This window comes from Rhizobium sp. ZPR4 (assembly GCF_040215725.1).
GTDB classification, from domain to species: domain Bacteria; phylum Pseudomonadota; class Alphaproteobacteria; order Rhizobiales; family Rhizobiaceae; genus Rhizobium; species Rhizobium rhizogenes_D.
Map to the genome: position 1 here is coordinate 2,931,583 of NZ_CP157967.1, position 25,250 is coordinate 2,956,832.

Annotated in this window: 22 protein-coding genes; 6 read left to right on the top strand and 16 right to left on the bottom strand. The window is 61.1% G+C overall.

Going from position 1 to position 25,250, the window contains the following annotated elements; translation table 11 throughout:
• Window positions 1–46: 46 nt before the first annotated feature.
• Complete coding sequence (locus ABOK31_RS14360) at window positions 47–1,720, top strand: PAS domain-containing methyl-accepting chemotaxis protein (RefSeq protein ID WP_349956451.1); 1,674 nt, start codon at window positions 47–49, stop codon at window positions 1,718–1,720.
• Window positions 1,721–1,793: 73 nt separating this feature from the next.
• Here the strand turns inward: ABOK31_RS14360 and ABOK31_RS14365 are convergent, their stop codons facing one another.
• The 9 genes from ABOK31_RS14365 to ABOK31_RS14405 form a co-directional block, all read right to left on the bottom strand.
• Window positions 1,794–3,455 (bottom strand): OFA family MFS transporter, encoded by a 1,662-nt coding sequence (locus tag ABOK31_RS14365; RefSeq protein WP_174177952.1) that lies wholly within the window; start codon window positions 3,453–3,455, stop codon window positions 1,794–1,796.
• A 106-nt stretch (window positions 3,456–3,561) separates the two neighbouring features.
• The gene (locus ABOK31_RS14370; protein ID WP_174177954.1) at window positions 3,562–3,828 is read right to left on the bottom strand and encodes a formate dehydrogenase subunit delta; all 267 of its coding nucleotides are present in this window, start codon (window positions 3,826–3,828) and stop codon (window positions 3,562–3,564) included.
• On the bottom strand, window positions 3,818–4,645 hold the full coding sequence (gene fdhD, locus ABOK31_RS14375; RefSeq protein ID WP_174177956.1) for a formate dehydrogenase accessory sulfurtransferase FdhD: 828 nt from the start codon (window positions 4,643–4,645) through the stop codon (window positions 3,818–3,820). The genes ABOK31_RS14370 and fdhD overlap by 11 nt, the downstream gene beginning before the upstream one ends.
• A gap of 274 nt (window positions 4,646–4,919) precedes the next feature.
• Entirely contained in the window at window positions 4,920–7,799 is a 2,880-nt protein-coding gene (gene fdhF / locus ABOK31_RS14380) for a formate dehydrogenase subunit alpha (RefSeq protein WP_349956452.1), read from the bottom strand.
• A gap of 5 nt (window positions 7,800–7,804) precedes the next feature.
• Complete coding sequence (locus tag ABOK31_RS14385; RefSeq protein ID WP_349956453.1) at window positions 7,805–9,361, bottom strand: NADH-quinone oxidoreductase subunit NuoF; 1,557 nt, start codon at window positions 9,359–9,361, stop codon at window positions 7,805–7,807.
• The gene (locus ABOK31_RS14390) at window positions 9,358–9,837 is read right to left on the bottom strand and encodes a formate dehydrogenase subunit gamma (protein ID WP_349956454.1); all 480 of its coding nucleotides are present in this window, start codon (window positions 9,835–9,837) and stop codon (window positions 9,358–9,360) included. The genes ABOK31_RS14385 and ABOK31_RS14390 overlap by 4 nt, the downstream gene beginning before the upstream one ends.
• A gap of 160 nt (window positions 9,838–9,997) precedes the next feature.
• Window positions 9,998–10,894 (bottom strand): LysR family transcriptional regulator, encoded by an 897-nt coding sequence (locus tag ABOK31_RS14395; protein ID WP_174177964.1) that lies wholly within the window; start codon window positions 10,892–10,894, stop codon window positions 9,998–10,000.
• A gap of 70 nt (window positions 10,895–10,964) precedes the next feature.
• A complete protein-coding gene (locus ABOK31_RS14400) occupies window positions 10,965–11,303 on the bottom strand; it encodes a metalloregulator ArsR/SmtB family transcription factor (RefSeq protein ID WP_349956455.1) in 339 nt (112 codons plus the stop codon).
• Window positions 11,304–11,405: 102 nt separating this feature from the next.
• Window positions 11,406–12,176: an SDR family oxidoreductase gene (locus tag ABOK31_RS14405; RefSeq protein WP_349956456.1), complete on the bottom strand. Its 771-nt coding sequence runs from the start codon at window positions 12,174–12,176 to the stop codon at window positions 11,406–11,408.
• 97 nt (window positions 12,177–12,273) lie between these two features.
• Between ABOK31_RS14405 and ABOK31_RS14410 the strand changes: the two genes are divergently transcribed.
• Both ABOK31_RS14410 and glpD read left to right on the top strand, forming a co-directional pair.
• On the top strand, window positions 12,274–13,047 hold the full coding sequence (locus ABOK31_RS14410; protein WP_285174602.1) for a DeoR/GlpR family DNA-binding transcription regulator: 774 nt from the start codon (window positions 12,274–12,276) through the stop codon (window positions 13,045–13,047).
• Window positions 13,048–13,160: 113 nt separating this feature from the next.
• A complete protein-coding gene (gene glpD / locus ABOK31_RS14415; protein ID WP_349956457.1) occupies window positions 13,161–14,672 on the top strand; it encodes a glycerol-3-phosphate dehydrogenase in 1,512 nt (503 codons plus the stop codon).
• 9 nt (window positions 14,673–14,681) lie between these two features.
• Here glpD and soxR read toward each other — a convergent pair whose 3' ends face one another.
• On the bottom strand, window positions 14,682–15,146 hold the full coding sequence (soxR, locus tag ABOK31_RS14420) for a redox-sensitive transcriptional activator SoxR (RefSeq protein WP_349956458.1): 465 nt from the start codon (window positions 15,144–15,146) through the stop codon (window positions 14,682–14,684).
• Window positions 15,147–15,220: 74 nt separating this feature from the next.
• Here soxR and ABOK31_RS14425 point away from each other — a divergent pair, with 74 nt between their 5' ends.
• Together ABOK31_RS14425 and ABOK31_RS14430 are read left to right on the top strand one after the other, a co-directional pair.
• Window positions 15,221–15,796 carry an NAD(P)H-dependent oxidoreductase gene (locus ABOK31_RS14425; RefSeq protein ID WP_349956459.1) on the top strand — a complete coding sequence of 192 codons (576 nt, stop codon included), beginning with the start codon at window positions 15,221–15,223 and terminating at the stop codon, window positions 15,794–15,796.
• A 172-nt stretch (window positions 15,797–15,968) separates the two neighbouring features.
• A complete protein-coding gene (locus ABOK31_RS14430) occupies window positions 15,969–17,180 on the top strand; it encodes an acyltransferase (RefSeq protein ID WP_349956460.1) in 1,212 nt (403 codons plus the stop codon).
• A gap of 46 nt (window positions 17,181–17,226) precedes the next feature.
• On the opposite strand, the gene ABOK31_RS14435 is transcribed toward ABOK31_RS14430, so the two are convergent.
• From ABOK31_RS14435 to ABOK31_RS14445, 3 genes are all read right to left on the bottom strand, one after another.
• Complete coding sequence (locus ABOK31_RS14435; RefSeq protein ID WP_349956461.1) at window positions 17,227–18,348, bottom strand: mandelate racemase/muconate lactonizing enzyme family protein; 1,122 nt, start codon at window positions 18,346–18,348, stop codon at window positions 17,227–17,229.
• Window positions 18,349–18,422: 74 nt separating this feature from the next.
• Window positions 18,423–19,922, bottom strand: coding sequence for an aldehyde dehydrogenase (locus ABOK31_RS14440; RefSeq protein ID WP_349956462.1), 1,500 nt, complete (start codon window positions 19,920–19,922; stop codon window positions 18,423–18,425).
• A gap of 1 nt (window position 19,923) precedes the next feature.
• Window positions 19,924–21,069: an iron-containing alcohol dehydrogenase gene (locus tag ABOK31_RS14445; RefSeq protein WP_349956463.1), complete on the bottom strand. Its 1,146-nt coding sequence runs from the start codon at window positions 21,067–21,069 to the stop codon at window positions 19,924–19,926.
• Window positions 21,070–21,186: 117 nt separating this feature from the next.
• On the opposite strand from ABOK31_RS14445, the gene ABOK31_RS14450 reads away from it, so the two are divergent.
• Window positions 21,187–22,092 (top strand): LysR substrate-binding domain-containing protein, encoded by a 906-nt coding sequence (locus ABOK31_RS14450; RefSeq protein ID WP_349956464.1) that lies wholly within the window; start codon window positions 21,187–21,189, stop codon window positions 22,090–22,092.
• 329 nt (window positions 22,093–22,421) lie between these two features.
• Here ABOK31_RS14450 and ABOK31_RS14455 read toward each other — a convergent pair whose 3' ends face one another.
• The 3 genes from ABOK31_RS14455 to ABOK31_RS14465 form a co-directional block, all read right to left on the bottom strand.
• Complete coding sequence (locus ABOK31_RS14455) at window positions 22,422–22,829, bottom strand: F0F1 ATP synthase subunit epsilon (RefSeq protein ID WP_095436050.1); 408 nt, start codon at window positions 22,827–22,829, stop codon at window positions 22,422–22,424.
• A gap of 77 nt (window positions 22,830–22,906) precedes the next feature.
• Window positions 22,907–24,337, bottom strand: a complete 1,431-nt coding sequence (atpD, locus tag ABOK31_RS14460) for a F0F1 ATP synthase subunit beta (protein ID WP_174177983.1) — start codon at window positions 24,335–24,337, stop codon at window positions 22,907–22,909.
• 23 nt (window positions 24,338–24,360) lie between these two features.
• Entirely contained in the window at window positions 24,361–25,245 is an 885-nt protein-coding gene (locus ABOK31_RS14465; RefSeq protein ID WP_174177986.1) for a F0F1 ATP synthase subunit gamma, read from the bottom strand.
• Window positions 25,246–25,250: the final 5 nt, after the last annotated feature.

Here is a 25,250-nt window from a genome sequence, read left to right on the forward strand (position 1 = left end):
ATTGATCGATGCCCGACACACCCGAGCTTTCTAAGAGGGAATAGGAATGTTCAGTCTATCATCGGATACGAGCCGCATTCTTTCCGCCGTTTCCAAATCGCAGGCTATCATCGAATTCGACCTTCAGGGTAAGGCACTGACCGCAAACGAGAATTTTTGCCGCGCGCTGGGCTATGAGCTGAAGGAAATCGTCGGCAATCATCACCGGATGTTCTGCGATCCCACCTATGTCACGACGCCAGCCTATCATGATTTCTGGGCACGTCTCGGCCGCGGCGAATACGATGCCGGCACCTACAAGCGTCTTGCCAAGGGCAATCGTGAGATCTGGATACAGGCCTCATACAACCCCGTCTTCCGCAACGGAAAGCCGGTGAAGGTTGTAAAATTCGCCGCCGATGTCACCGAAGCCAAGAAGAAGGCAATCGACGATGCCAGTAAGCTCGAGGCGCTCTCGCGCTCGCAGGCCGTCATCGAATTCATGCCGACCGGCGAAATCCGGACGGCGAACGAGAACTTCTGCAATGCCATGGGCTATCAACTCGCCGAGATCGTCGGCAAGCATCACAGTATCTTCTGCGATCCGGCCTATGCCCGCACCGAGGAATACAAGCGCTTCTGGCCGCGCCTGGCGCAGGGCGAGTTCATCGCCAACGAATTCGTCCGCTACGGCAAGGGCGGCAAGGAAATCTGGATCCAGGCGGCCTACAACCCCATCGTCGACACCGACGGCAAGGTCTACAAGGTCGTGAAATTCGCGACGGACGTCACTTCGCGCATGAGCGCCATCAGCGAGCTTGCCGGCGCACTCCGCAGCCTATCGGAAGGCGATCTGACGAAAACGCTCGAACGCTCTTTCGTGCCTTCCATGGAGCAGCTTCGCCAAGATTTCAACGCGACGATCGTGAAGCTTTCCGAGACGCTGACCACCGTCGGCCACAATGCCAGCGCCATTGCCGCCGGCTCGCGCGAGCTCGGCGATTCGGCCGAGGCCTTCTCGAGGCGCACCGAACAGCAAGCCGCCTCCGTGGAAGAAACGGCGGCGGCCCTGGAAGAAATCACCACGACGGTCGCCGATTCGAGCCAGCGGGCCGAAGAAGCCGGGCGTCTGGTGGCAGAGACCAAGCGCGGCGCCGAACAGTCCGGCACGGTGGTCCGCAACGCCGTCGCCGCCATGGATCAGATCGAGAAATCCTCTCGCGAGATCACGAACATCATCGATGTCATCGACGACATCGCCTTCCAGACCAATCTCCTCGCGCTGAATGCCGGCGTCGAGGCGGCAAGAGCCGGCGAGGCCGGCAAGGGTTTTGCCGTCGTCGCTCAGGAAGTACGCGAGCTGGCGCAGCGCTCCGCCAGCGCCGCCAAGGAGATCAAGGCGCTGATCACCGCCTCCAGTGAGCACGTCAAGAACGGCGTCGGTCTTGTCGGCCAGACGGGCAGGGCACTGGAAGAGATCGTTACCCAAGTTGGCGATATCAACACCAATGTCGCCGCCATCGTGAAGGCTTCGAAGGAACAGACGATCGGCCTTCGGGAAATCAATTCGGCGATCAATTCGCTGGATCAGACCACCCAGCAGAACGCTGCCATGGTCGAGGAGAGCACCGCCGCAAGCCTCAGGCTCGCCAACGAGGCGGATGCGCTGCACATGCTGCTGGCCCAGTTCCGCCTGGCGGACTCGATGATCCGCCATATGGTGATGCACCGCGCAGCCTGACCGCAAGGCCTGCAGAACGCCAAGAAGCCGCGCCGAGGTTTCGGAGCGGCTTCTCCGTCTTGTAGAGGATCGTTCAGCCGAACAGGGCGTAGGTGCTCTTGATCGTCACCCATACACCCCAGAGCAGCGGAATGCCGACCAACGCCCAGGCGACCAGTGCCTTGCCGTCGAAACCGCCCGTCCCGATGCCGAAAGAACCGGTGGGGCCGGCATTGGCCGCGGCGGTCTTTGCCTGCAGCGCCGCCACCTCGTCATCCGACATGAACCATTTGTCGGCAAGCGGCTTGACCAGCGAGTTGGCGATCAACCCCAGCGCCAGCATGCCCGCCAGGATATACATGGTGAAGGTATAGAGCTGCGCGCCTTCGACGCCGGCCGCCTTCTGCGCCTCGCGGATGTAATTGACCACGACAGGCCCGATGATGCCGGCCGTCGCCCAGGCCGTCAGCAGCCGGCCATGGATCGCGCCGACGAACTGCGTACCGAAAATATCGGCGAGATAGGCGGGAACCGTCGCGAAGCCGCCGCCATACATCGACAGGATGATGCAGAGCGCGCCCACGAACAGCACCTTGCTATGGATGCCGGCCGCCCAGGGAGCCAGGATATAGAGCACGATGCCGATGACGAAGAAGCAATAATAAGTGTTCTTGCGGCCGATCTTGTCGGACAGCGATGCCCAGAAGAAGCGGCCGCCGATATTGAAAAGCGACAGCAGGCCTGCAAAGCCGGCGGCAATCGCCGCGACGGTCGCGATCTGGTCCTTGCTGAGATCGGCAAATTTCAGATCCGGCAAGCCGATCAATGCTCCGCCAAAAATCTCCTGCAGCATGGGCGACGCCATGCCGATGACGCCGATACCGGCCGAGACGTTGAGGCACAATACCGCCCAGATGAGCCAGAACTGCGGGGTTTTGTGGGCATCGCGAAGATGCACATGTTTCGTGGTGATCATCGAGCTCTTGGCGGCAGGGGCCGTCCAGCCCTCGGGACGCCAGCCGGCGGGCGGCAGGCGATAGCCGAAGGCTCCGCCCATCATGAAGACGAAATAGATCGCCGCCATGACGATGAAGGTCTGCCAGACGCCAACCGAACTATCGGTGCGGAAATGATTCATCAGCAGGCTGGCGAGCGGCGCGCCGATCATCGCACCACCGCCAAAGCCCATGATCGCCATGCCGGTCGCCATGCCGCGCCGGTCGGGAAACCATTTGATCAGCGTCGACACGGGCGAGATGTAACCGAGGCCGAGGCCGATACCGCCAATGACGCCCGCTCCGATCCACATGATCCAAAGCTGGTGGAAGATGACGCCGATCGCCGCAATCAAAATACCGCCGCACCAGCAGCAGGCAGCGACCACGCCGGCTTTGCGCGGCCCGACCTTTTCGAGCCATCCACCCCAGATGGCGGCAGAAGACCCGAGCAGTACGAAGAAGAGTGTATAGATCCAGCCGAGATCGCTGACGCGCCAGTCACAGCTCGTCGTGAACAGGGCGGTCAGGAGATTGAGGTTCGCGCACTCTGCCGGAGCCGGCGTCGGGGTGCCGAGCGCCTTGGAGAGCGGCAGCCAGAACACGCTGAAGCCATAGGCCATGCCGATGCATAGATGGATCGCCAGTGCCGCCGGCGGCACGAGCCACCGGTTGAAGCCCGGCCTGGCAATGATGCGCTCACGATCGAGCAGACCCGCCGTTGCCGTGCCTCGGGAAATATTCGTATCCGCAGCCGTCATGAACAACTCCTCCTTGCTTCAAAGACCGGCACCCCTTCCCTCAACAGGAATCGCATTCGAGGATGAAGCCTCCACTCTCCATCCCAATACACCATCAATGCTAATATTAAGCCGACTTAACTTCCTCGACCGGCGCGGGTCTGTGGATCAGCGAGGCCGCCTCCAAGACCAAAGGGCTCAACCCGCTGTCTCCGTGATCGATGATCGCGAAAAGCTGGCGGCGCATGCGCGGCTCCCAGAATTTGTTGATATGAGTTGCAACCCCCTGCACCGCTTCGTCTGCCGGCTGCGTCTTGAAGAAAGTGGCAATCTGGTTCGCCATGTAGATGAGTTTGGTTTCGGTCTTGCCGTGCGGCGTTTCGTCAGGCGACATCGGCGATGCTCCCCGTGATGATGCGATGCGGATGGGTGAAAATCTCAAAGTCGTCGCCACGCACCAGCGCCACCAGCGTCATGCCGGCCTCCTCGGCGGTTCGGATGGCGAGCGCCGTCGGCGCAGAGATGGCAACCAGCACGGAACAGCCCAATATCGCCGCCTTCTGCACCATTTCGACAGACAAACGGCTGGTAACAGCCACCACGCCATCCGCTCCCTTGTGGCCGGAGCGGATGACCGCGCCGCAGAGCTTGTCGAGCGCATTGTGCCGGCCGACATCCTCGCGCACGGCAAGCAATCCCTCGGACGGAATGTAAAAACCAGCCCCATGCACGGCGCGCGTCTCGCGATGCAGCGGCTGGGCATCATTGAGCAGCGCGATCGCGCTGACGATATCCTTCTGCGTCAAGGCCAGCTCGACCTTGGAAACGTCGGGCACCTTGCGCACGGCCTGCTCGATCGATTCGATGCCGCAGAGGCCACAGCCGACGGGACCAGCCATGTGGCGGCGTCGCAGCCGCAAAGCATCGGCCGCATCGTCGACCAGACTGATCTGAACATCGATCCCCTGCTCATCCTCGATCGGCTCGACGGCCGCGATCTGATCGATATCGGTAATAATGCCCTCGGTCAGGCTGAAGCCGACGGCAAAATCCTCGATATCAGCAGGCGTTCCCATCATGACCGCATGTGACGTGCCGCCATAGGAAAAGGCGATCGGCACTTCCTCGGGGACAATGCGGGAGCCTGAGCGCACCAAGCCGTTGCGGCGGGCAGTTTCGGGAACGGTGGTTGTGGGGGTGAATTTGGTCATATGGCTGCGATACCAGCATATTCCTTGGCAACGCCACAAACTTTGGCGTTCGTGGAACACGAATACCCCCCTCTGTCACTTCGTGACATCTCCCCCATAAGGGGGGAGATCGGCAGGAGGAAAACGCGCTCCCCTGTGATATCCGCAGACAACGCTACCAAGGGGATAATGTTCATTATATTGTGAGGAGAGTGCCACGCAGCAACAATCTCCCCCCTTGTGGGGGAGATGTCGCGAAAGCGACAGAGGGGGGTATCCCTCCACATCCTCCGACTCACTCAGCAGCCTCCATCTTCCCAACAATGCGCCGCGACTGCCGGGCCTGCTCGTCATACTCGACCTGCCACTGCGACGGGCCGTTCGACGGCGAGACCTGTACGGCCGTTACCTTGTATTCCGGGCAGTTCGTCGCCCAGTCGGTGTAATCCGTGGTGATGACGTTCGCCTGCGTGTCCGGATGGTGGAAGGTCGTGTAGACAACGCCGGGCGCAACGCGGTCGGTAATCAGTGCGCGAAGCGTCGTGTCACCAGAGCGGCTGCTGAGCCTGACCCAATCGCCTTCGCGGATGCCGCGCTGCTCCGCATCGTGCGGATGGATTTCCAACCGGTCCTCCGCGTGCCAGACAACGTTCTCGGTGCGCCGCGTCTGGGCGCCGACATTGTACTGGCTGAGGATACGGCCGGTGGTCAGCAGCAGCGGGAAACGCGGGCCGGTACGCTCGTCGGTCGGGACATATTCCGTGCGGATGAACTTGCCCTTGCCGCGTACGAAGCCGTCGACATGCATGATCGGCGAGCCGAGCGGCGTCTTCTCGTTGCAGGGCCACTGCACCGAGCCCATCTTTTCCAGATAGTCGTAGGAAACCAGGGAGAACGTCGGCGTCGTCGCGGCGATTTCGTCCATGATCTCGGACGGATGTGTATAGTTCCAGCCGAGCCCCATGGCCTGCGCCATCTTCTGCGTCACCTCCCAGTCGGCATAACCGTTGCGCGGGGTCATGACTTTGCGCACGCGGTTGATGCGGCGCTCGGCATTGGTGAAGGTGCCGTCCTTTTCCAGGAAGGTCGAGCCGGGCAGGAAGACATGCGCGTAATTGGCCGTCTCGTTCAGGAAGAGATCGTGGACGACGACGCATTCCATCGCGGCAAGGCCGGCGGCGACATGCTTGGTATCCGGATCGGACTGAAGGATATCCTCGCCCTGAATGTAGAGGCCCTTGAACGTGCCCTCGACGGCGGCATCGAGCATGTTCGGAATGCGCAGACCGGGCTCGTTGTTGAGCTTCACGCCCCAAAGCTTTTCGAAGATATCACGGGTGGCATCGTCGGAGATGTGGCGATAGCCCGTCAGCTCGTGCGGGAAGGAACCCATATCGCAGGAGCCCTGCACATTGTTCTGACCGCGCAGCGGGTTCACGCCGACGCCCGGACGACCGATATTGCCTGTCACCATGGCAAGGTTGGCGATCGCCATGACCGTTGTCGAGCCCTGGCTGTGCTCGGTGACGCCGAGGCCGTAATAGATCGCGCCATTGCCGCCCTTGGCATAGAGACGGGCAGCACCGCGCACCAGATCGGCGGGAACGCCGGTGTATTTTTCCGATTCCTCCGGGCTGTGCCGCGGCTCGGCGACGAAAGCGGCCCAATCCTCGAATTCAGACCAGTCGCAGCGCTCGCGGATGAATTTCTCGTCGAACAGGCCTTCGGTGACGATGACATGGGCCAGCGCCGTCAGCATGGCGACATTGGTGCCCGGCTTCAGCGGCAGATGATAGCTCGCCTCGACATGCGGCGTGCGCACCAGATCGATGCGGCGGGGATCGATGACGATGAGTTTAGCGCCCTGGCGCAGCCGCTTCTTCAGGCGCGAGCCGAAGACCGGATGGCCATCCGTCGGATTGGCGCCGATGACAACGACGACATCAGAATGCTCGACGCTGTCGAAATTCTGCGTGCCGGCCGACGTGCCGAAGGCCTGGCCGAGGCCGTAACCTGTGGGAGAATGGCAGACGCGGGCGCAGGTATCGACATTGTTGTTGCCGAAGCCGGCACGTACCAGCTTCTGCACCAGGAAGGTCTCTTCATTGGTGCAGCGCGACGAGGTGATACCGCCAATGGAATCACGGCCATACTGATATTGCAGCCGCTTGAACTCGGTAGCGATATGGGCAAAGGCCTCATCCCAGGTCACTTCGCGCCAGGGATCTGTCACCTTCTCGCGCACCATCGGGTTGAGGATGCGGTCTTTGTGGGTCGAATAGCCATAGGCAAAGCGGCCCTTGACGCAGGAATGGCCGCGATTGGCCTGACCGTCCTTCCAGGGCACCATACGCACCAGCTCTTCGCCGCGCATCTCCGCCTTGAAGGAGCAGCCGACGCCGCAATAGGCGCAAGTGGTGACGACGGAATGTTCCGGCTGACCAATCGAGATCACCGATTTCTCGGTCAGCGTCGCGGTCGGACAGGCCTGCACGCAGGCGCCGCAGGACACGCACTCCGAGTCGATGAAGTTCTCGTGCATACCGGGTGAGACGCGCGAGCCGAAGCCGCGGCCCTCGATGGTCAGCGCGAAGGTGCCCTGCACCTCTTCACAGGCACGAACACAGCGCGAGCAGACGATGCACTTCGAAGGATCATAGGTGAAATAGGGATTCGACTCGTCCTTCGGCATCCATTTCAGATTGATGTCGCCGTTGTTGCGCGCCTTGACGTGGTTGTCGCCCTCATAGCCATAGCGCACATCGCGCAGGCCGACGGCGCCTGCCATATCCTGCAGCTCGCAATCGCCGTTGGCGGCGCAGGTCAGACAGTCGAGCGGATGGTCGGAGATATAGAGCTCCATCACGCCACGGCGGATATCCTTCAGCCGGCCGGTCTGTGTGTGAACGACGAGGCCGGGCGCGACCGGCGTCGTGCACGAGGCCGGCGTACCGTTGCGGCCTTCGATCTCGACGAGACAGAGGCGGCAGGAGCCGAAGGCATCGACCATGTCGGTGGCGCAAAGCTTCGGCACCTGAATGCCGGCTTCCATGGAAGCGCGCATGATCGAGGTGCCCTCGGGCACCGTGATCTGCTGCCCGTCGATGGTCAGCGTCACCATGGTTTCGGAAGTGGAGGCCGGCGTGCCGTAGTCGATTTCTGGAACGAGGGACATGGATCTTACTCCGCCGCTTCAATCAAGGGAGCCGGAGAAAAGTCCTCCGGGAAATGGGTCATCGCGCTTAGCACGGGATAGGGCGTAAAGCCGCCGAGCGCGCAGAGCGAGCCGAACTTCATCGTGTTGCAGAGATCGGCAAGCAGCACCCTGTTCTTCTCGGGCTCGATCCCTCTAGCGATCTTGTCGGCCGTCTCGACGCCGCGCGTCGAGCCGATGCGACAGGGCGTGCACTTGCCGCAGCTTTCGACCGCGCAGAACTCCATGGCAAAGCGCGCCTGCTTCAGCATGTCGGCGGTATCATCGAAAACAACGATGCCGGCATGGCCGATCAGACCATCCTTGGCCGCAAAGGCTTCATAGTCGAACGGCGTGTCGAAGAGGGCGCGCGGGAAATAGGCTCCGAGCGGGCCACCCACCTGCACCGCCTTGACCGGCCGCCCCGTTATCGTGCCGCCGCCGATCCTGTCGACGATATCGCCGAGCGAAAGGCCGAAAGCCGTCTCGTAGAGGCCGCCATGCTTGACGTTGCCGGCAATCTGCAGCGGAATCGTGCCGCGCGACCGGCCCATGCCGAAATCACGATAGAAGGCAGCACCCTTGTCCATAATGATAGGAACGGAGGCGAGCGAAATCACGTTGTTGATGACGGTGGGACAGTTGAACAGGCCCTTGTGCGCCGGCAGCGGCGGCTTGGCGCGCACGATGCCGCGCTTGCCTTCGAGGCTGTTCAGCAGCGCCGTTTCCTCGCCGCAGACATAGGCGCCGGCGCCAGTGCGGATTTCCATGTCGAACGCCTTGCCGGAACCGAGCACCGAAGCGCCAAGAATGCCGGCCTTGCGGGCGATTTCGACCGCTTCCGTCATCGCCGCGATCGCATGCGGATATTCCGAGCGTGTATAGACGAAACCCTTGGTCGCGCCCGTCGCCAGGCCCGCGATCGCCATGCCTTCGATCAGCACGAAGGGATCACCCTCCATGATCATCCGGTCGGCAAAAGTGCCGCTATCGCCCTCGTCGGCATTGCAGACGATGTATTTGCGGTCGCCGGGCGCATCGAGCACCGTCTTCCACTTGATGCCGGTCGGGAAGCCTGCGCCGCCACGGCCGCGCAGGCCGGAATCGGTGACGTCCTTGACGATATCGCCAGCCGCCATGCCGATGGCGCGGCGCAGCCCCTTGAGGCCGCCATGGGCTTCATAATCCCGCAGCGAAAGCGGATCGATAATGCCGCAGCGGGCAAAGGTCAGGCGTGTCTGTTCCTTGAGGAATGGGAGGCTTTCGACCTCCCCAAGACAGAGCGGATGCTCGCCGCCTTCGGCGAGCCCGGCATCGAAGAGATCAGATACATCCTTGGCCTTCACCGGCCCGTAGCCGATACGCTTGCCGTCGATCTCGACTTCAACCAGAGGCTCAAGCCAGAACATGCCGCGCGAGCCGTTACGCACGATGCGCGCATCCAGGCCGCGCTTGGCGATTTCCTGCGCGACCGATTTCGCGACCTTCTCGGCGCCGAGAGAAAGGGCGGCCGCATCGCGGGGGATATAGATAGTCAGCGTCATTGGCGCGCCTCCTTTACGAGGTCGTCGGCGCCCTCATTATCGAGCCGGCCATAGAGTTCGCCATCCAGCATTGCCGCCGGCGCACAGGCACAGAGCCCGAGACAGTAGACGGGCTCCAGCGTCACGCTGCCATCGAGCGTGGTCTGATGGAAATCGATGCCCAAGAGCCGCTTGACGCGCTCCGCGAGCGCATCGCCGCCCATCGACTGACAGGCCTCGGCACGACAGAGCTTCAGGACATGGCGACCGGCGGGATGATCGCGATAATCATGATAGAAAGTCATGACGCCATGCACTTCGGCGCGCGAAAGGTTCAGAGCCTTGGCGATCAGCGGCAGCGCATCCTGCGGCACATAACCGAATTCCTCTTGAATCCCGTGCAGGATCGGCAAAAGCGGCCCCTCCATCGATTTCATGCTATCGATGATGGTTCCGGCGCGGATTGCGATATCGCCCGCGGCCTGATTCAAACTCATTAGCAGCCTCCCGCGCATAGCTCCGAAGATCGAAGGCGAACCTTCGGAAAAGGCTTATGCGGCATTTCCTCCTGGCGCGCGATCGACACGCCACGAGAATAAGCTCGCAGGGAGACGGCAAAGGATCAATAAGGCAGTCCCGTTGCTCGATAGAAATTTTCTATCGATTCTTGCTCTCTTCCGCGAGCAATCTCGCTTCGTGCAACAAGGCAGAGACGAGTGGCGTAAAGGGTTCGCGGTGGGTGGCGACCAGGCCAACGAGATGTTCGGCATCAGGTTCCGTGATGGGAATCTTGCGAATATCGGCCGGAAAACCGAAAGAATCGGCGATATTCTTCGGCATAATGCTCGCCCAGCGCCCGGTCTGCACATGCGAAAACAGCACGATCATCGAATTGGATTCGAGCGTCGGCTTGGCTGCGACGCCCGCCTCTTTGAGATGCCGATTGATAATGCGGCGGTTTTGCATGTCGGCAGTCAATAGACAAAGCCGAAGATCGCCGACCTCTTTCCAGGTGACAGTCTTGCGCTCGGAAAACGGGCTGCCGGCCGCCGTAATGAGATGATAGCGTTCTGCATAGAGTGGCACGCTGGTAACCCGGCCAAGCGGCTCGTTTTCCAAATAGGTAATGCCGGCATCAATCTCGAGATTTTCCAGCAGGCTCAAAACCTGCAGCGAATTGCGCGATAAAATGGAGAAAGTGACGTCCGGATGCCTCTCCTGAAAAGGCGTGGTGATTTTCTGCACCATCGCAAGCGCCGTTGGAATGGCCGCAATGCGGATATGGCCGGCAAGACCCTTGCGCGCCGCGCGCATCTCCTCGCGCATGGTGCGGCTGTCGCCGACAATGCGGCGCGCCCATTCCAAGACGCGCTGCCCCTCGGGCGTCAATCCCTGAAAGCGCGAACCACGGCTGACAAGCATCACGCCGAGCTGGTCCTCCAGCTGGCGGATGGCCGCAGACAAGGTCGGCTGCGTCACACCGCATTCTTCCGCTGCGCGGCCAAAATGCTTCTGATTCGCCAGCGCTATGAAGAATTCCAGCTTCTCGATCATCCCACTCTCCCGCAACGAAAGAGTTAGACCGGCCGCATGGCGAGCGCAACATGCAAGGCGGCTTCAGGCATCAGCGATCGGTCTGACAGAAGGCTTTCTGCAGCGAATCGACGACGGCGCAGATTTCCGACCGTGCGACGGCGTAATGGATGAGCCGCCCTTCGCGGCGCGTATCGACCAGCTTGTCCAGGCGAAGGCGCGCCAGATGCTGCGACACAACGGCCTGCGGCAGATCGAGAAGAGCCTCGAGCTCCATCACCGTTTTTTCGCGCTTGGCAAGCGTGAAGAGAATTGCCAAGCGGGTCTCATGCGATAGTGCTTTCAGCAGGGCGCTCGCCTTTCGCGCCCTATCAGTCATTTCCTCGACATCGCGTTCCGCTTCACCGCCCTGCGGTAGAGACGACGACATGGCACAGCCTCTAGTAAGAAATCCCCGGAGGTATGCTTATAATATTATCAAATCACAAGCTGATTCAAAAAAGACATGAAAAACCAAAAAAGGTCCGTTTTATCAGCAGATAAGCTGACCACCATTGATCTCGACCACTTGCCCCGTGATGTAACCGGAAAGCAGGGGCGCCGCGAGGAAAAGGTAGGCGGGCGCGCAATCCTCCGATGTGCCCAGGCGCTGAAGCGGAATCGATTTGCGCGTCTGCTCCAGCTTCTCCCTGGAGGAATAACGCTCATGAAAGTCGGTCGCTATCGTGCCGGGCGAGACACAGTTCACCCGGATGCCATCAGGCGCCAGCTCGCGCGCCAATGCTTTCGAATAGGTCGTGACGAACGCTTTCGAGGCCGAGTAGATCGCAGATCCAGGACTGCCGCCGGTGAGCGCGGAAATCGAAACCGTATTGACGATCGCAGCCTGCCCGGCAGCCCGCAACAGCGGCAACAGCCCTCTCGTCACTTCCATGACGGAAGTCTGATTGAGATGAACGATCTGCTCGTATTGTTCGTCCGTCAGCTCGCCGGCCGGAAATCGCCCGACCATGGTGCCTGCATTGTTGACCAGCACGTCGACGCGGTCGAAACGCTCGCCGGCAGCGCTGACGAAATCGCGCGTGCCATTGCCGGCGGCGAAATCGCCGGCAATGAGAAAGGCGCGGCGATCGGCCTCTGCCTCCATCAGAAAGTCGGGCAATTGGCGCCCGGCGTCACGGCCGACATGGACAAGCACATGGGCGCCGCAATCGAGAAACTGCCGCGCCACCTCCAGCCCGATGCCTCGGCCGGCGCCGGTGACCACGACGTTGCGATTTTCGAATAGCTTCGGATGAAACACGATAACCTCCCCAATCGCACTATTCGCGCGCCGGTAATTGCGGAATTTTCACTTTATCATATGATGACGAAAAAACGAAAGAAAGGGAGCGAAAGCCATGTTCCTGTCCGGGCGACAGACTGAGATACTCGACATCGCCAAGGCGGAAGGGCGAGTGCTGGTCGAGGAGCTGGCGCTGCGCTTTTCGGTCACGCCGCAAACCATCCGCAAGGACCTCAACGATCTCTGCGATGGGCGCGTGCTCTCACGCGTGCATGGCGGCGCGATTTTTCCCGGCGGAACCGAGAACGTGAAATATGAGGCGAGACGATCCATCGCCGCGCCCGAAAAACATGCGATCGGCCGCGCTGCGGCAAGCCTGATCCCCAACAACAGCTCGCTTTTCATCAATATCGGCACGACGACGGAAGCCGTCGGCGAAGCACTCCTTGGCCATCACGAGCTGATGGTCATTACCAATAATATCAACGTTGCCAACAAGTTACGTATTTTCCCATCCATCGAGGTCGTGATTTCCGGCGGTGTCGTGCGCGGCTCGGATGGCGGTATCGTCGGCGAGGCTGCCGTCGATTTCATCAAGCAGTTCAAGGTCGATTATGCCGTCATCGGCGCCTCCGCGATCGATCCCGATGGTGCGCTTCTGGATTTCGACTTTCGCGAAGTGAAAGTCGCGCAGGCCATCATCGCCAATGCCCGGCATGTCATCCTCGTCGCCGACAGCACCAAGTTCGAACGAACCGCCCCGGTTCGCATCGGCCATCTGTCGCAGGTTCATACGTTCGTAACAGACGAATGTAGTATCGAATCCGTGCGCTCCATCGCCGCGGAACATGACGTGCATCTCGTGGAAACCTCTCGCAGATCGGCCTGATCGGCGCACTTTCTGTCAAGAAACGTTCGTTTGACATTCGTATCTGTTTCGCTTTAGATGGATTAGTTTCGATTTCCATCTTCAGGGGATGGCTGACCTTTGCGGAGGGGCGGGTGAGCGAGCAGGTCTACGACATTTTCGTTATCGGCGGCGGTATCAATGGCTGCGGCATCGCCCGCGACGCCATCGGACGCGGCTACAAGGTCGCGCTTGCCGAGATGAACGACTTCGCCTCGGGCACGTCATCCGGCGCCACCAAGCTCATCCATGGCGGACTGCGCTACCTCGAACACTATGAATTCCGTCTCGTGCGCGAATCGCTGATGGAGCGCGAAGTGCTCTGGGCGATGGCACCGCACATCATCTGGCCGATGCGCTTCGTGCTCCCCTATCACAAGGGCGGCATCCGGCCGGCCTGGCTGATCCGCCTTGGCCTTTTCCTCTACGATCACCTCGGCGGCCGAAAGCTCTTGCCGCCGACGGCGACGCTGGACATGAAGAAGGATCCTGCGGGCAAGCCGCTGAAGGCCCTCTTCACCAAGGCTTTCGAATACTCCGACGGCTGGGTCGACGATGCCCGTATGGTGGTGCTGAACGCCCGCGACGCAGCCGATCGCGGCGCGACGATCATGCCGCGGACGAAGGTGGTCTCGGCGCGCCGCGAAGGCGCGGTCTGGGTGATCGAAACGGAAAATACGATCAGCGGCGAGAAGCGCGAGTTTCGCTCGCGCATGCTGGTCAATGCCGCAGGCCCCTGGGTCGATCATGTCCTCTCCGATGCCTTCGGCAAGAACCAGGTCCACAATGTCCGCCTCGTTCAGGGCAGCCACATCATCGTGCGCAAGAAGTTCGATGGTCCCCGCGCCTACTTCTTCCAGAACCCGGACAACCGCATCATCTTCGCCATTCCCTACGAGCAGGATTTCACCCTGATCGGCACCACGGATCGCGACTACAAGGACGATCCGAAGGATGTGAAGATTACCGAGGACGAAACCACCTATCTCTGCAACGCTGCCAGCGAATATTTCAAGGAGCCGGTACGACCCGAAGATATCGTCTGGACCTATTCGGCCGTTCGCCCGCTCTATGATGATGGCGCCTCCAAGGCACAGGAAGCGACACGCGACTACGTTCTCAAGGTCGAGGGCGAAGAGGGCCAGGCACCGTTGCTGAATGTCTTTGGCGGCAAACTCACCACCTATCGTCGCCTGGGCGAGCATGCGCTGGAGAAGATCGGCGAGGCGATCGGCCTCAAGGGCACGCCCTGGACCGCCGGGAGCTCGCTGCCGGGTGGCGACTTTCCCGTTCGCGGCTACGATGCCGAAGTCTCCAAGCTGAAATCACGCTATCCCTTCCTCGCCGATCAGCACGCCCGCCGCCTCATTCGCCGCTATGGGACGCGCGCCACGATGATCCTTGGCAACGCAAAGACGATCGCCGATCTCGGCCGCTGTTTTGGAAGCGATCTCTACGAGGCGGAAGTGCGGTATCTGGTCGAGCAGGAATGGGCCTATAGCGCCGCCGACATTCTCTGGCGCCGCTCCAAGAAGGGCCTCTATCTCTCGAAGGATGAAGCCGCAGCGCTCGAAAGCTACATGGCCGACAGCCACGTCCACGCCTGAGCGTTCAATTCACTCTCCGGGATCAAGCAATCGCGGCCCAGCCCCTTCTTCGGAAAGCGTATCCCAGGGATTGCGCAAGGGACAGCTGTCGAGCGAAAGACAGCCACAGCCGATGCAGCTGTCCAGCTGATTGCGAAGTCCCTGCAAGCGTTTGATGCGGTCGTCGAGATCGTCCTTCCACTGCTCCGAAAGCGCCTTCCAATCCGACGCCGTCGGCGTGCGCCCCTGTGGCAATGATTGAAGAGCCGCCTGAATCTCTGCAAGCGGGATGCCGACCCTTTGCGCTACCTTGATGACAGCAACCCGCCGTAACACTTCGCGGGGGTAACGCCGCTGGTTGCCGCGGCTGCGATGGCTCTCGATCAGGCCTTTCGCCTCATAGAAATGCAGTGCGGATACCGCCACTCCGCTACGTGCCGCGACCTCGCCGACCGTCAGCAGCTTCGAAAATTGAGCAGGATCGATTTTTCCCATAATTCGCTATTGACCTTAACTTTACTTGAGGTTTTATAACCCTGGCTCCGAACCGCGTAAAGCAGGAGCATGACATGACAGAAAGAACCCGGCTGGCGATCATCTACGGCAGTACGCGCCCGGGCCGGCTGTGCGACCGGGTGGTCAACTGGGTTGCCCGCGAATTGGCGCACTATCCGCTTGTAGACATCGACCTGATCGACCCCCTCGAATTCGACCTGCCTTTTGCGCACAACCGCGAGCATCCCGGCGTCGCGGCTCTCTCTGAGCGGCTTTCGGATGCCGATGCCTTCATCGTGGTCACGCCGGAATACAATCACAGCTTCACCGCCTCGCTGAAATTCGTGCTCGATCTCGTCTACGAACCCTGGCATGGCAAACCTGTCGCCTTCGTCTCCTATGGCGGCATCTCCGGCGGCCTGCGCGCCGTGGAACAGTTGCGGCTCGTCTTTGCCGAACTGCATACGGTCACCGTGCGCGATACGGTCAGCTTCGCCAATCCGTGGGGCAGATTTGCCGAGGATGGTACGCTGGAAAACCCGCTCGATGCGCGAAAATCACTTGTTCTCATGATCGCGCGGCTGAACTGGTGGAGCAACGCCTTGAAACCGGCACGCACGACGCGCCCCTATCGCTCCGCAGCCGCCTGATCCCTCTCCCAGACATAGGAATCCGATCTCTCGTTTCTGGCAGGTGCGGGAGATCGGTTCGATGCCCGGATCCGGCACCACGGGTCCGGGCGTCCTGCCTTCAAGGATCACGCTTGCCGAAACGGTCGCGATGACCTAACGCAATAGGAGGAGATCTCGGGCGGATACGGGAATGGAGAACGGGAAGCGGCTGGGAGGAGCGGATTTCATGCGCGCCGTCGCATGTCTGATGGTGCTTGTTCACCATCTCGTGCTCCGAATGAATTTTTACAAGATCCCTCCGGATCTGGATATGACCTTCATAATCGCGCGCTTCGGCAACCACGGTGTCTCGGTCTTCTTCGTCCTCAGCGGCTTTCTTCTGGCCCGTCCCTTCTGGCAGGCGCTGGATAAGGCCCAACCTTTGCCTTCACTAAAGATTTACGCCATGCGCCGCGCGGCGCGTATCCTGCCGGGCTTCTGGTTTGCCCTGACGGTCGGCTTCCTGATCAGCTTCACGATCTACGGCTTTCCGTTGGATGCGGAACTGATCGGCCGCTATATGGCCGGTTTCTTCCTGATGAGCCAATGGCATTGGCGCACCTTTTTCCCGGTGCAGGGCGATGGGCCTCTATGGTCGATCCCCTTCGAGACGACCTGCTATGTCCTCTTGCCGGTCGGTTTCCTGCTGCTGTTTCATCCGAAATTGAGATCGCGCTCCATGCTCGTCAGCCGCCTGCTCTGGATCGGCATCATCGCGATATCATTGGTCGGCCATTGGCTTGTCGTCACCTATCTCCCGACCGACAGCGTCGGGCGGGGATGGCAATATGGCTTCCAGGGTGGCGCCAAGGAATGGATGCCGCGCTACAACCCCATCGGCTTCTTTGCGATATTCGCGATCGGCGCGCTCGCCGCGGGCATCCAGACCGCCCTCCCGGCCCGCCGCTCGGTAATCTATGACACCATCGGCGTGCTCGCGATCGTCATGGGTGCGTGGCAGCTGCCGCAGTCGATCGGCGGCGCGGCGGAGGGCTATGCCTGGCTCGGCATTCCCTATCAATTCCCGTTGCTTCCGCTAGCGGTCGCGATCGCGCTTTGCACGCTTCCGCAATCGCTACTGCTGGCAAAATTGCTCGACAATCCCGTAAGCCGTTATGTCGCCACAGTCTCCTTCGGGGTCTACATCTGGCAGGATATCGTGCTGACCTTGATGCCACAGCTATTCCCCTCGTCTTTCGGGGCAGGTTCGGACAATGTGCTGGGCGGCTGGATAGTCTCGAGCCTGATCGCAGCCGCCATCATCTTCGCTATCGGCACGCTGAGCTATGTGCTGCTCGAGCGCCCCGTCATTCAGTGGGCGCGGACACGGGAAGGTAAAGTCATGCGACCCGCCACTGCTTGACGGGTCGTGGAAGGAGGCAGCGCCGGCGAGAATTGCTGAATGCATCCTAGATGCGCGTCGCCCTCAGCCGCTCTTCATCGAGAACGATACCGAGCCCCGGCGCGACGCCGAGATCCAGCCAGCCGGCATCATGCTTGAGCGGCGCGGCCATTGGATAGTCACGGCGGGCTTCGCTCCATTCCGGATTGTCATAGGGGTATTCGAGCCAGGCGGCATCGGCAACGCCGGCCGTCAGATGCGCGTTAGCCAACACGCCGATACCGTTCGTCCAGGAATGCGGCGTGAACTGCACGCCCGCCTCGCGCGCCTGATAGGCGAGCCGCCGGCAACCGGTAATGCCGCCAACAAGCGCGACATCGGGCTGGATGACATCGAAAGCACGTTCCTCGATGATATCGCGGAACTCGTAGAGCTCGCGCGTCATCTCGCCGCCAACGATCCGGACCGACGTTGCCTGCTTCAATTCCTTCATGCCCTTGCGGTCCGAGCGATGCAGCGGCTCTTCCATCCAGTAGACGCCGAGCCGCTCCAGCTCCTTGGCAACGGCCAGCGCGTCCTTGAAGGTCCAGGGGAGCGTCGTATCCCAGGGCATGCGCCAACCCTGATTGCAGTCGACCATGAGTTCCAGCCGGTCGCCGACGCGGGCGCGGATCGCTTCCAGCGCCTTGACGTCCTCGCGCCAGCCGCCGCGGCCGCCCGAGGACGAGGAGAAGCGCACCTTCATGGCCGGGAAGCCTTCGTCGATATAGCGCTCGGCCTGATCTGCCATGGCCGAGGGTTCGCGCAGCACGCCGGAGGAGGCATAGAGCCTTACACGGCTGGCACGGCCGCCGAGCATCCGCCAGACCGGCTCGCCGGTGATCTTGCCGGATAGGTCCCACAGCGCCAGATCCATCGGCCAGCAGCGGCCATAATGGAAATTGATGTGCGAGAGGACTTCATAATGCCGTTCGACGTGCCGGGGATCCTGCCCGATGAACAGATCCTCATGTCCCTCGAAACCCTTCATCAGGTCGCCGGAGCCGATGCCTTCACGTCCCTCATCATCTCGGACGCGCACGATGGTCGCATCGAAATGCTTACGCGGACGGCCATCCCAGCTCGCCTTGAACGCCGGATCGAGCGGCAGGCGGTGATGGGTGATTTCGATGGAAACGATCTTGCTCATTATGCTCCCCTTATCCTCCAGGCATGATCCCGCAAGCGTCGCCGCTTCGGACGGGATCATGCTGACTTCAATCCTCAGCCGAACTGCTGCCAGATCGTCTTGTAGTCGCAGTATTTATCGATCGCATGCACCGAGCGGTCGCGGCCGAAACCGGACTGCTTGAAGCCACCGAACGGCGTCGCGAAGTTCGACATGTCATAGGTGTTGATCCACACCGTACCCGCATGGATCTCTTCGGAAAAGCGGTGAGCGCGATCCATGTCCCTGGTAAAGACCGCTCCGGCAAGGCCATAGATCGTGTCATTGGCGATCTTCAGCGCCTCCTCTTCGGTGTCAAAGGGGATGGCTGCGAGAACCGGGCCGAAGATTTCCTGTCGTGCCAGGCTCATATCGTTGGTCATGTCGACGAAAACGCCCGGCGAGACGTAATAGCCACCGGTTTCGCTCAAGACGCGCTCGGCGCCGAAGGCACGGCGCGCGCCTTCCTTCTCGCCGGCAGCAATCATCGCCAGCACCTTGTTCATGTGCTCTTCCTCGATCAAGGCGCCGATCTGCGCTGCGGGGTCGAGCGGATGCTTGAGCGCGATATCGGAGCGGGTCACCGCCTCGATCTTTGCGATCAGTTTGTCCTGCACGGAACGCTGCACAATGAGGCGCGTCGAGGCATGGCAGGTCTCGCCGGAATTGTAGAAGCAACCCCAGGCCGCAGCCACGGCTGCGGCATCGAGATCGGCATCTTCGAACACGACCAGCGGCGACTTACCGCCAAGTTCCAGCGCCACGCGCTTGACGTTCGATTGCGCCGCATAACCCATGATCAGCTTGCCGACTTCGGTGGAGCCGGTAAAGGCGATCATGTCGACATCCATGTGCAGCGCCAGCGGCTTGCCGGTCTCTTCACCGTAACCCGTCACCACATTGAAGACGCCTGCCGGCAAGCCGGCTTCGATCGCCAGCTCGGCAAGGCGGATCGCCGAAAGCGAAGACTGTTCGGCCGGCTTCAGCACCACGGAATTGCCGGCAGCGATCGCCGGCCCGAGCTTCCAGGCATCGATGATCATCGGATAGTTCCAGGGCGTGATCGCGCCGATGACGCCGAGCGGCACTTTACGGACCAATGCGCGCGCATTCGGACCGGTCGGCGCAATCTCGTCATACATCTTGTCGATCATTTCGCCGTAAAATTGAATGCCGTCGGCGCAAAGACGCACATCGACACCAAGCGACGCCATGACCGGCTTGCCGACATCGATCGTCTCGAGCATGGCCAGCTCGTCGCCATGGGCGCGAATGAGATCGGCCCATTTCAGCATGATCTTCTTCTTTTCCAGCGGCTCCTTCTTCCGCCAGACACCGCTTTCGAAGGCCGCGCGGGCAGAGGCGACCGCAGCATCGACATCGGCGACATCGCCGCGCGCAAGCTCAGCGCCGGGCTTGCCATCCATCGGGCGGATGCGGGTGAAGGTCTCGCCCGAGGCCGCGGCGCGATGGGCACCGTTTATGAAATGACGCCCTTCCGGCTTGAGGCCGGAAAGAACGTCTTCCCAATAATCGCGCGTGTAGTTCTTGGTCATCTCAGATTCCTTTCGGCAGCGCCATGACGGCGGCGGCAAAGCGGTCGATATCGGCATCCGTCACATCGCGGATCGTCGAGCGCCGCATGGGCTGGTTTTCCGGCGCACGCATTTCGCGGGCGAGATCAGCTTCGTCGAACGGCTTGAAGGCCGCGGGCAGCGAACGGACAATGCCGCAGCGATCCATCCAGTCGGAGACGAAAGCGGGCAGTTCGGCGGCGCTCTCAAGGCCGCAGGCCTTGGCAGCGGCGTTCAGATCTGCCGTATCCGATTCCACGAGCCATGGAAGCGTCGCTTCGAAGCCGAGTGCGGTTGCAAGACCATGGTGAACGGGACCAAGGCCCGCCAGCGCATGGCTGATATTGTGCGCAATCGCCGTGCCGCAATTGTCGATGGCAATGCCGCCAAAGCAGGAGCCGAGCAGCACATCGCCGCGAGCGGCCATATCATCGGGCTGCTTCACGGCCGTTTCCAGCGCACCGGTCAGCAGCTGCAGCGCCTGATGCGCATAGAACTGTGCACCGCGATGGGTGTTGCGGTTCGTGGCTGCTTCGAAGGCATGGATGAAAGCGTCGAGACCGCACCATGCCGTCAGGCTGGCGGGCAGGGTCTTCGTCAGTGCCGGATCGAGAATGACGAGATCGGCCTTCGTCTCCGGTCCCCAGATCCAGAGCTTCTTGCCTTCAGGTCCCGCGAAGATATTCGTGGCCGATGTTTCCGAACCCGTGCCGGCCGTGGTCGGGATCATGATCTTCTTCAGCGGATTCTTCGGCAGCGGGTTGGCGGCTAGCGCATAATGCATCGGATCTTCGCCCGAAGCGATGCAGCAGGCGACGATCTTGCTGATATCGAGCGCCGAGCCGCCGCCGATGCCGATCACCATATCCGCCCCCTGCCCGGCTTCGATCGCCGCATGCAGATGCGAAAGTTTTGGCTCGCCGGCAAAATCGGAAAAGACCTGCATCTTCACGCCCGCTTCGGCAAGATCGGCGCTGATCTTGGCGGCAAGACCGGACTGCGCCAGGAAGGCATCGATGACAAGCAAAACCGTGCCAACGCCATCGAAGGATTTGACCGCCGCGGGAAGGCCGGAGAGAGCTCCGTCGCCGAAATGAATGTCAGGAATGGCGGAAATGGAAAAGGACACGCGAGATCACCTTGGAAAAGCGGCTGATTTGATGCCCATGATCCTGCATCACAATTTCAGATCTTCAAATCCGCGCAATTATCGGGAATATTGATGATCTGAAGTTATGGAGAGCCAATGCTGGAGAAAATTCCGCTGGAAGCCTTCCGCGTGTTCGATGCAGCCGCGCGCGCCATGAATTTTTCCCGCGCCGGCCGGGAACTGAACATCACCCAGGCCGCCGTCAGTCGCCGCATCAAGGGGCTGGAGGATCACCTCGGCGCGACGCTCTTTACCCGACGCGGCCGGAACCTTGCACTGACGCCGGATGGCGAGCGGCTGTTCCAGCGCGTGCGCGCAACACTGGAATATCTGGAGGAAAGCCTGGAGCCCTTCCGCGCCGGCACGGGCGAGATCATTTCGATCGCCGCGAGCGGCTCGATCTCCCATCTCTGGCTCGGGCAGCGGCTCAGGGATTTCGGCAAGGAGAGCCCCGGCATCTCTGTTCGCCTGCTGACCACGGACGTCCATTCCGAACTCGCCTCGGAGAACAACGATCTCATCATCATCTATTCCACCGGAGAACATCCGCGCTGGAGCCTGACGCCGCTCTTGAAGGAAGTGCTGGTGCCGATCGCCTCGCCCGACTACCTGTCAGTTCGTGGCCTCGACCCGCAGGCGCTGACGGCAGTCGATATCGCCGGGCTCGATCTCATCGATTACGAACGCGCCAACGCCCACTGGATCAGCTTCCGCCAATGGTTCGGCCGCATCGGCGATCCCCTGAAGGGCAAGCTGCCGAGGCCGCGACTGTCATTCTCCACCTATATCATGGCAGTGGAAGCGGCGCTTAGGGGCGAAGGCATAGCGCTCGGCAGCCTCGGCCTCATCGAGGAGTATCTGCAATCCGGTGCGCTCGTCACCGTTGGCAACGATCGCGTCGATAGCGGCTTTGGATATTATCTCGGTGCGCCGCGCTTTCGCTCGCTGTCTCCGGAAGCGGCCCAACTGCACCGGTTCCTGCTGGAGGGGCAGCAGGTCTGACGCGGCTTCGGAGGAAACGCCGCGTTCGCTTCGGCAGACGGTAATTGCAGTCGCTCCTCATCCGCCCTCGTGGTTCGAGGCTCCGGCTCCTTCGACGAGCTCGGGAGCCTGCGCGCCTCACCATGAGGGCTGACCTCCCGAACAAGACTCATCCACGAAGCTGGTCCCATGCCATAGGAGCCGGCTTATGTTCGGAGTTCGCCCCATCCTCACCCTGAGGTGCGGAGACTGCAAGTCGAAGCCTCGAAGGGCGAGGACGGCCTGGGTCTTCAAACAAAAAAGCGGCCCGTAGGACCGCTTTCATCTCACTCATCGATGTTTGGATCTCATCAATCCTGAGGGATCGAGCCGCGCAGATGCGAGAGTTCCATGATGAAGTGCTCCAGGCGCGACTTGTGCTCGTGATGCTCGGCATCCTCAAGCTCGGCCTTGGCGGCATTGATGCGGCGGTCCAGCTCGTCGCGGCTCATGTCTTCGACCGGAACGGCGGATTCGGCGAGCAGCGTGCAGCCGGTCGGCAGGATGTCGGCGAAACCGCCGAAAACGACGTAGTCCTGCTTCTTGCCCGAAGCCGAATGCACCTTGACGACACCAGGCTTGATGGTGGTCATGGTCGGAGCGTGGTTCGCCATGACGGTCATCTCGCCTTCGCTCGCGGGGATGACGACATCGATAACCTGTTCCGACAGCAGCAGACGCTCCGGAGAAACCAGTTCGAAATTGAAATTGTCAGCCATGGCCCGTCACTTCTCGATTGTCTTATTCGCAAGGCAAGGGCGCGCGGGCAAAGCCGCGCGCCGATGGATTGGCCTGATTAGGCAGCCAGCTTCTTGGCCTTTTCGATCGCTTCTTCGATCGAGCCGACCATGTAGAAGGCAGCTTCCGGCAGGTGATCGTATTCGCCGTTGACGAGGCCCTTGAAGCCCTTGATCGTGTCTTCGAGAGCGACGAGCTTGCCCGGCGAACCAGTGAAGACTTCGGCGACGAAGAACGGCTGCGACAGGAAGCGCTCGATCTTGCGGGCGCGGGCAACCGACAGCTTGTCGTCTTCGGAGAGTTCGTCCATGCCCAGGATGGCGATGATGTCCTGCAGGGCCTTGTAGCGCTGCAGCGTCGACTGAACCTTACGGGCGATTTCGTAGTGCTCTTCGCCGACGACCATCGGGTCGAGCATGCGCGAGGTGGAGTCGAGCGGGTCGACGGCCGGATAGATGCCCTTTTCAGCAATCGAGCGCGACAGAACCGTCGTTGCGTCCAGGTGGGCGAACGAGGTTGCCGGTGCCGGGTCGGTCAAGTCGTCGGCCGGAACGTAGATGGCCTGAACCGAGGTGATCGAGCCCGTCGTCGTCGTCGTGATGCGTTCCTGCATCTGGCCCATGTCGGTGGCGAGCGTCGGCTGATAGCCCACGGCCGAAGGAATACGGCCGAGCAGAGCCGACACTTCCGAACCTGCCTGGGTGAAGCGGAAGATGTTGTCGACGAAGAACAGAACGTCCTGGCCTTCATCGCGGAAGTTTTCAGCAACGGTCAGACCGGTCAGAGCGACGCGAGCGCGGGCGCCCGGCGGTTCGTTCATCTGGCCGTAAACCAGCGCAGCCTTGGAGCCTTCGCCGCCGCCGTGCTTGTTGACGCCCGATTCGATCATTTCGTGGTAAAGGTCGTTGCCTTCGCGGGTACGTTCACCCACGCCTGCGAACACCGAGTAACCACCGTGCGCCTTGGCGACGTTGTTGATCAGTTCCATGATGAGAACGGTCTTGCCGACGCCGGCGCCGCCGAACAGGCCGATCTTGCCGCCCTTTGCGTAAGGAGCCAGCAGGTCGACAACCTTGATGCCGGTGACGAGGATCTGCGCTTCCGTGGACTGCTCGACGTAGGACGGAGCATCCTGGTGGATGGCGCGCTTCTTGGCGGTGTTCAGCGGACCTGCTTCGTCGACCGGCTCGCCGATGACGTTCATGATGCGGCCGAGCGTCTCATGTCCAACCGGAACCGAGATCGGCGCGCCCGTGTCCTTGACCGGCTGGCCGCGAACGAGACCTTCGGTCGAGTCCATGGCGATGGTGCGGACGGAATTTTCGCCGAGGTGCTGTGCGACTTCGAGAACCAGACGATTGCCGTTATTATCGGTCTCAAGCGCGTTCAGGATCGCCGGGAGCTCGCCTTCGAAAGCAACGTCCACAACGGCGCCGATAACCTGAGTAACCTTACCGAGAGAACCTGCGGGGGTAGCTGCGTCAGCCATATTCTTACCCTCTTTTCCTAACCTCAGAGCGCTTCCGCGCCCGAAATGATTTCAATCAATTCCTTGGTGATCTGTGCCTGGCGCTGACGGTTGTAGTTCAGCGTCAGCTTGTTGATCATCTCACCAGCGTTGCGCGTCGCATTGTCCATCGCGCTCATCTTGGCACCCATCTCGCCGGCGACGTTTTCGAGCAACGCGCGGAAGATCTGGACGGAGATGTTGCGCGGGATCAGGTCCGCGAGGATCGAAGCCGCATCCGGCTCGTATTCGTAGACGGCGCCCTTGTGGGCAGCATCTTCTTCGACGACGGCCGGAGCCGAAGCCGGAATGAGCTGCTGTGCCGTCGGGATCTGGCTGATCACCGACTTGAATTCGGAATAGAACAGCGTGCAGACATCGAATTCGCCAGCTTCGAACATCTCGATGATGCGCTTGCCGATGGTGTCGGCATTGTCGAAGCCGATGCGCTTGACGTCGCGCAGTTCCTTGCGCTCGACGATCAGCGATGCGTATTCGCGGCGGAGGACGTCATAGCCCTTCTTGCCGACGGTGAAGATCTTCACCGTCTTGCCTTCGGCCAGAAGCTTGCGGGCATGGTCGCGGGCGAAGCGCGAAATCTGCGAATTGAAGCCGCCGCAAAGGCCGCGTTCGGCCGTGCAGACGACGAGCAGATGCACATCGCTCTTGCCGGTTCCGGTCATCAGCAGCGGCGCACCGTCAGCATCGGTGACGGCAGCCGAGATGTTGGCCAGAACAGAGGCCATGCGCTGCGAGTAAGGCCGGGCGGCCTCGGCCGCCTCCTGCGCACGCCGAAGCTTCGCCGCGGCGACCATTTTCATCGCCTTGGTGATCTTCTGCGTCGCCTTGACGGAGGCGATCCGGTTTTTCAGATCCTTGAGTGAAGGCATCCTTG

Coding starts and splice junctions, on each gene's coding strand:
- ABOK31_RS14360 (WP_349956451.1), top strand. CDS start 47: ATGTTCAGTCTATCATCGGATACGAGCCGCATTCTTTCCGCCGTTTCC.
- ABOK31_RS14365 (WP_174177952.1), bottom strand. CDS start 3,455: ATGACGGCTGCGGATACGAATATTTCCCGAGGCACGGCAACGGCGGGT.
- ABOK31_RS14370 (WP_174177954.1), bottom strand. CDS start 3,828: ATGTCGCCTGACGAAACGCCGCACGGCAAGACCGAAACCAAACTCATC.
- fdhD (WP_174177956.1), bottom strand. CDS start 4,645: ATGACCAAATTCACCCCCACAACCACCGTTCCCGAAACTGCCCGCCGC.
- fdhF (WP_349956452.1), bottom strand. CDS start 7,799: ATGTCCCTCGTTCCAGAAATCGACTACGGCACGCCGGCCTCCACTTCC.
- ABOK31_RS14385 (WP_349956453.1), bottom strand. CDS start 9,361: ATGACGCTGACTATCTATATCCCCCGCGATGCGGCCGCCCTTTCTCTC.
- ABOK31_RS14390 (WP_349956454.1), bottom strand. CDS start 9,837: ATGAGTTTGAATCAGGCCGCGGGCGATATCGCAATCCGCGCCGGAACC.
- ABOK31_RS14395 (WP_174177964.1), bottom strand. CDS start 10,894: ATGATCGAGAAGCTGGAATTCTTCATAGCGCTGGCGAATCAGAAGCAT.
- ABOK31_RS14400 (WP_349956455.1), bottom strand. CDS start 11,303: ATGTCGTCGTCTCTACCGCAGGGCGGTGAAGCGGAACGCGATGTCGAG.
- ABOK31_RS14410 (WP_285174602.1), top strand. CDS start 12,274: ATGTTCCTGTCCGGGCGACAGACTGAGATACTCGACATCGCCAAGGCG.
- soxR (WP_349956458.1), bottom strand. CDS start 15,146: ATGGGAAAAATCGATCCTGCTCAATTTTCGAAGCTGCTGACGGTCGGC.
- ABOK31_RS14425 (WP_349956459.1), top strand. CDS start 15,221: ATGACAGAAAGAACCCGGCTGGCGATCATCTACGGCAGTACGCGCCCG.
- ABOK31_RS14430 (WP_349956460.1), top strand. CDS start 15,969: ATGGAGAACGGGAAGCGGCTGGGAGGAGCGGATTTCATGCGCGCCGTC.
- ABOK31_RS14435 (WP_349956461.1), bottom strand. CDS start 18,348: ATGAGCAAGATCGTTTCCATCGAAATCACCCATCACCGCCTGCCGCTC.
- ABOK31_RS14440 (WP_349956462.1), bottom strand. CDS start 19,922: ATGACCAAGAACTACACGCGCGATTATTGGGAAGACGTTCTTTCCGGC.
- ABOK31_RS14450 (WP_349956464.1), top strand. CDS start 21,187: ATGCTGGAGAAAATTCCGCTGGAAGCCTTCCGCGTGTTCGATGCAGCC.
- ABOK31_RS14455 (WP_095436050.1), bottom strand. CDS start 22,829: ATGGCTGACAATTTCAATTTCGAACTGGTTTCTCCGGAGCGTCTGCTG.
- atpD (WP_174177983.1), bottom strand. CDS start 24,337: ATGGCTGACGCAGCTACCCCCGCAGGTTCTCTCGGTAAGGTTACTCAG.
- ABOK31_RS14465 (WP_174177986.1), bottom strand. CDS start 25,245: ATGCCTTCACTCAAGGATCTGAAAAACCGGATCGCCTCCGTCAAGGCG.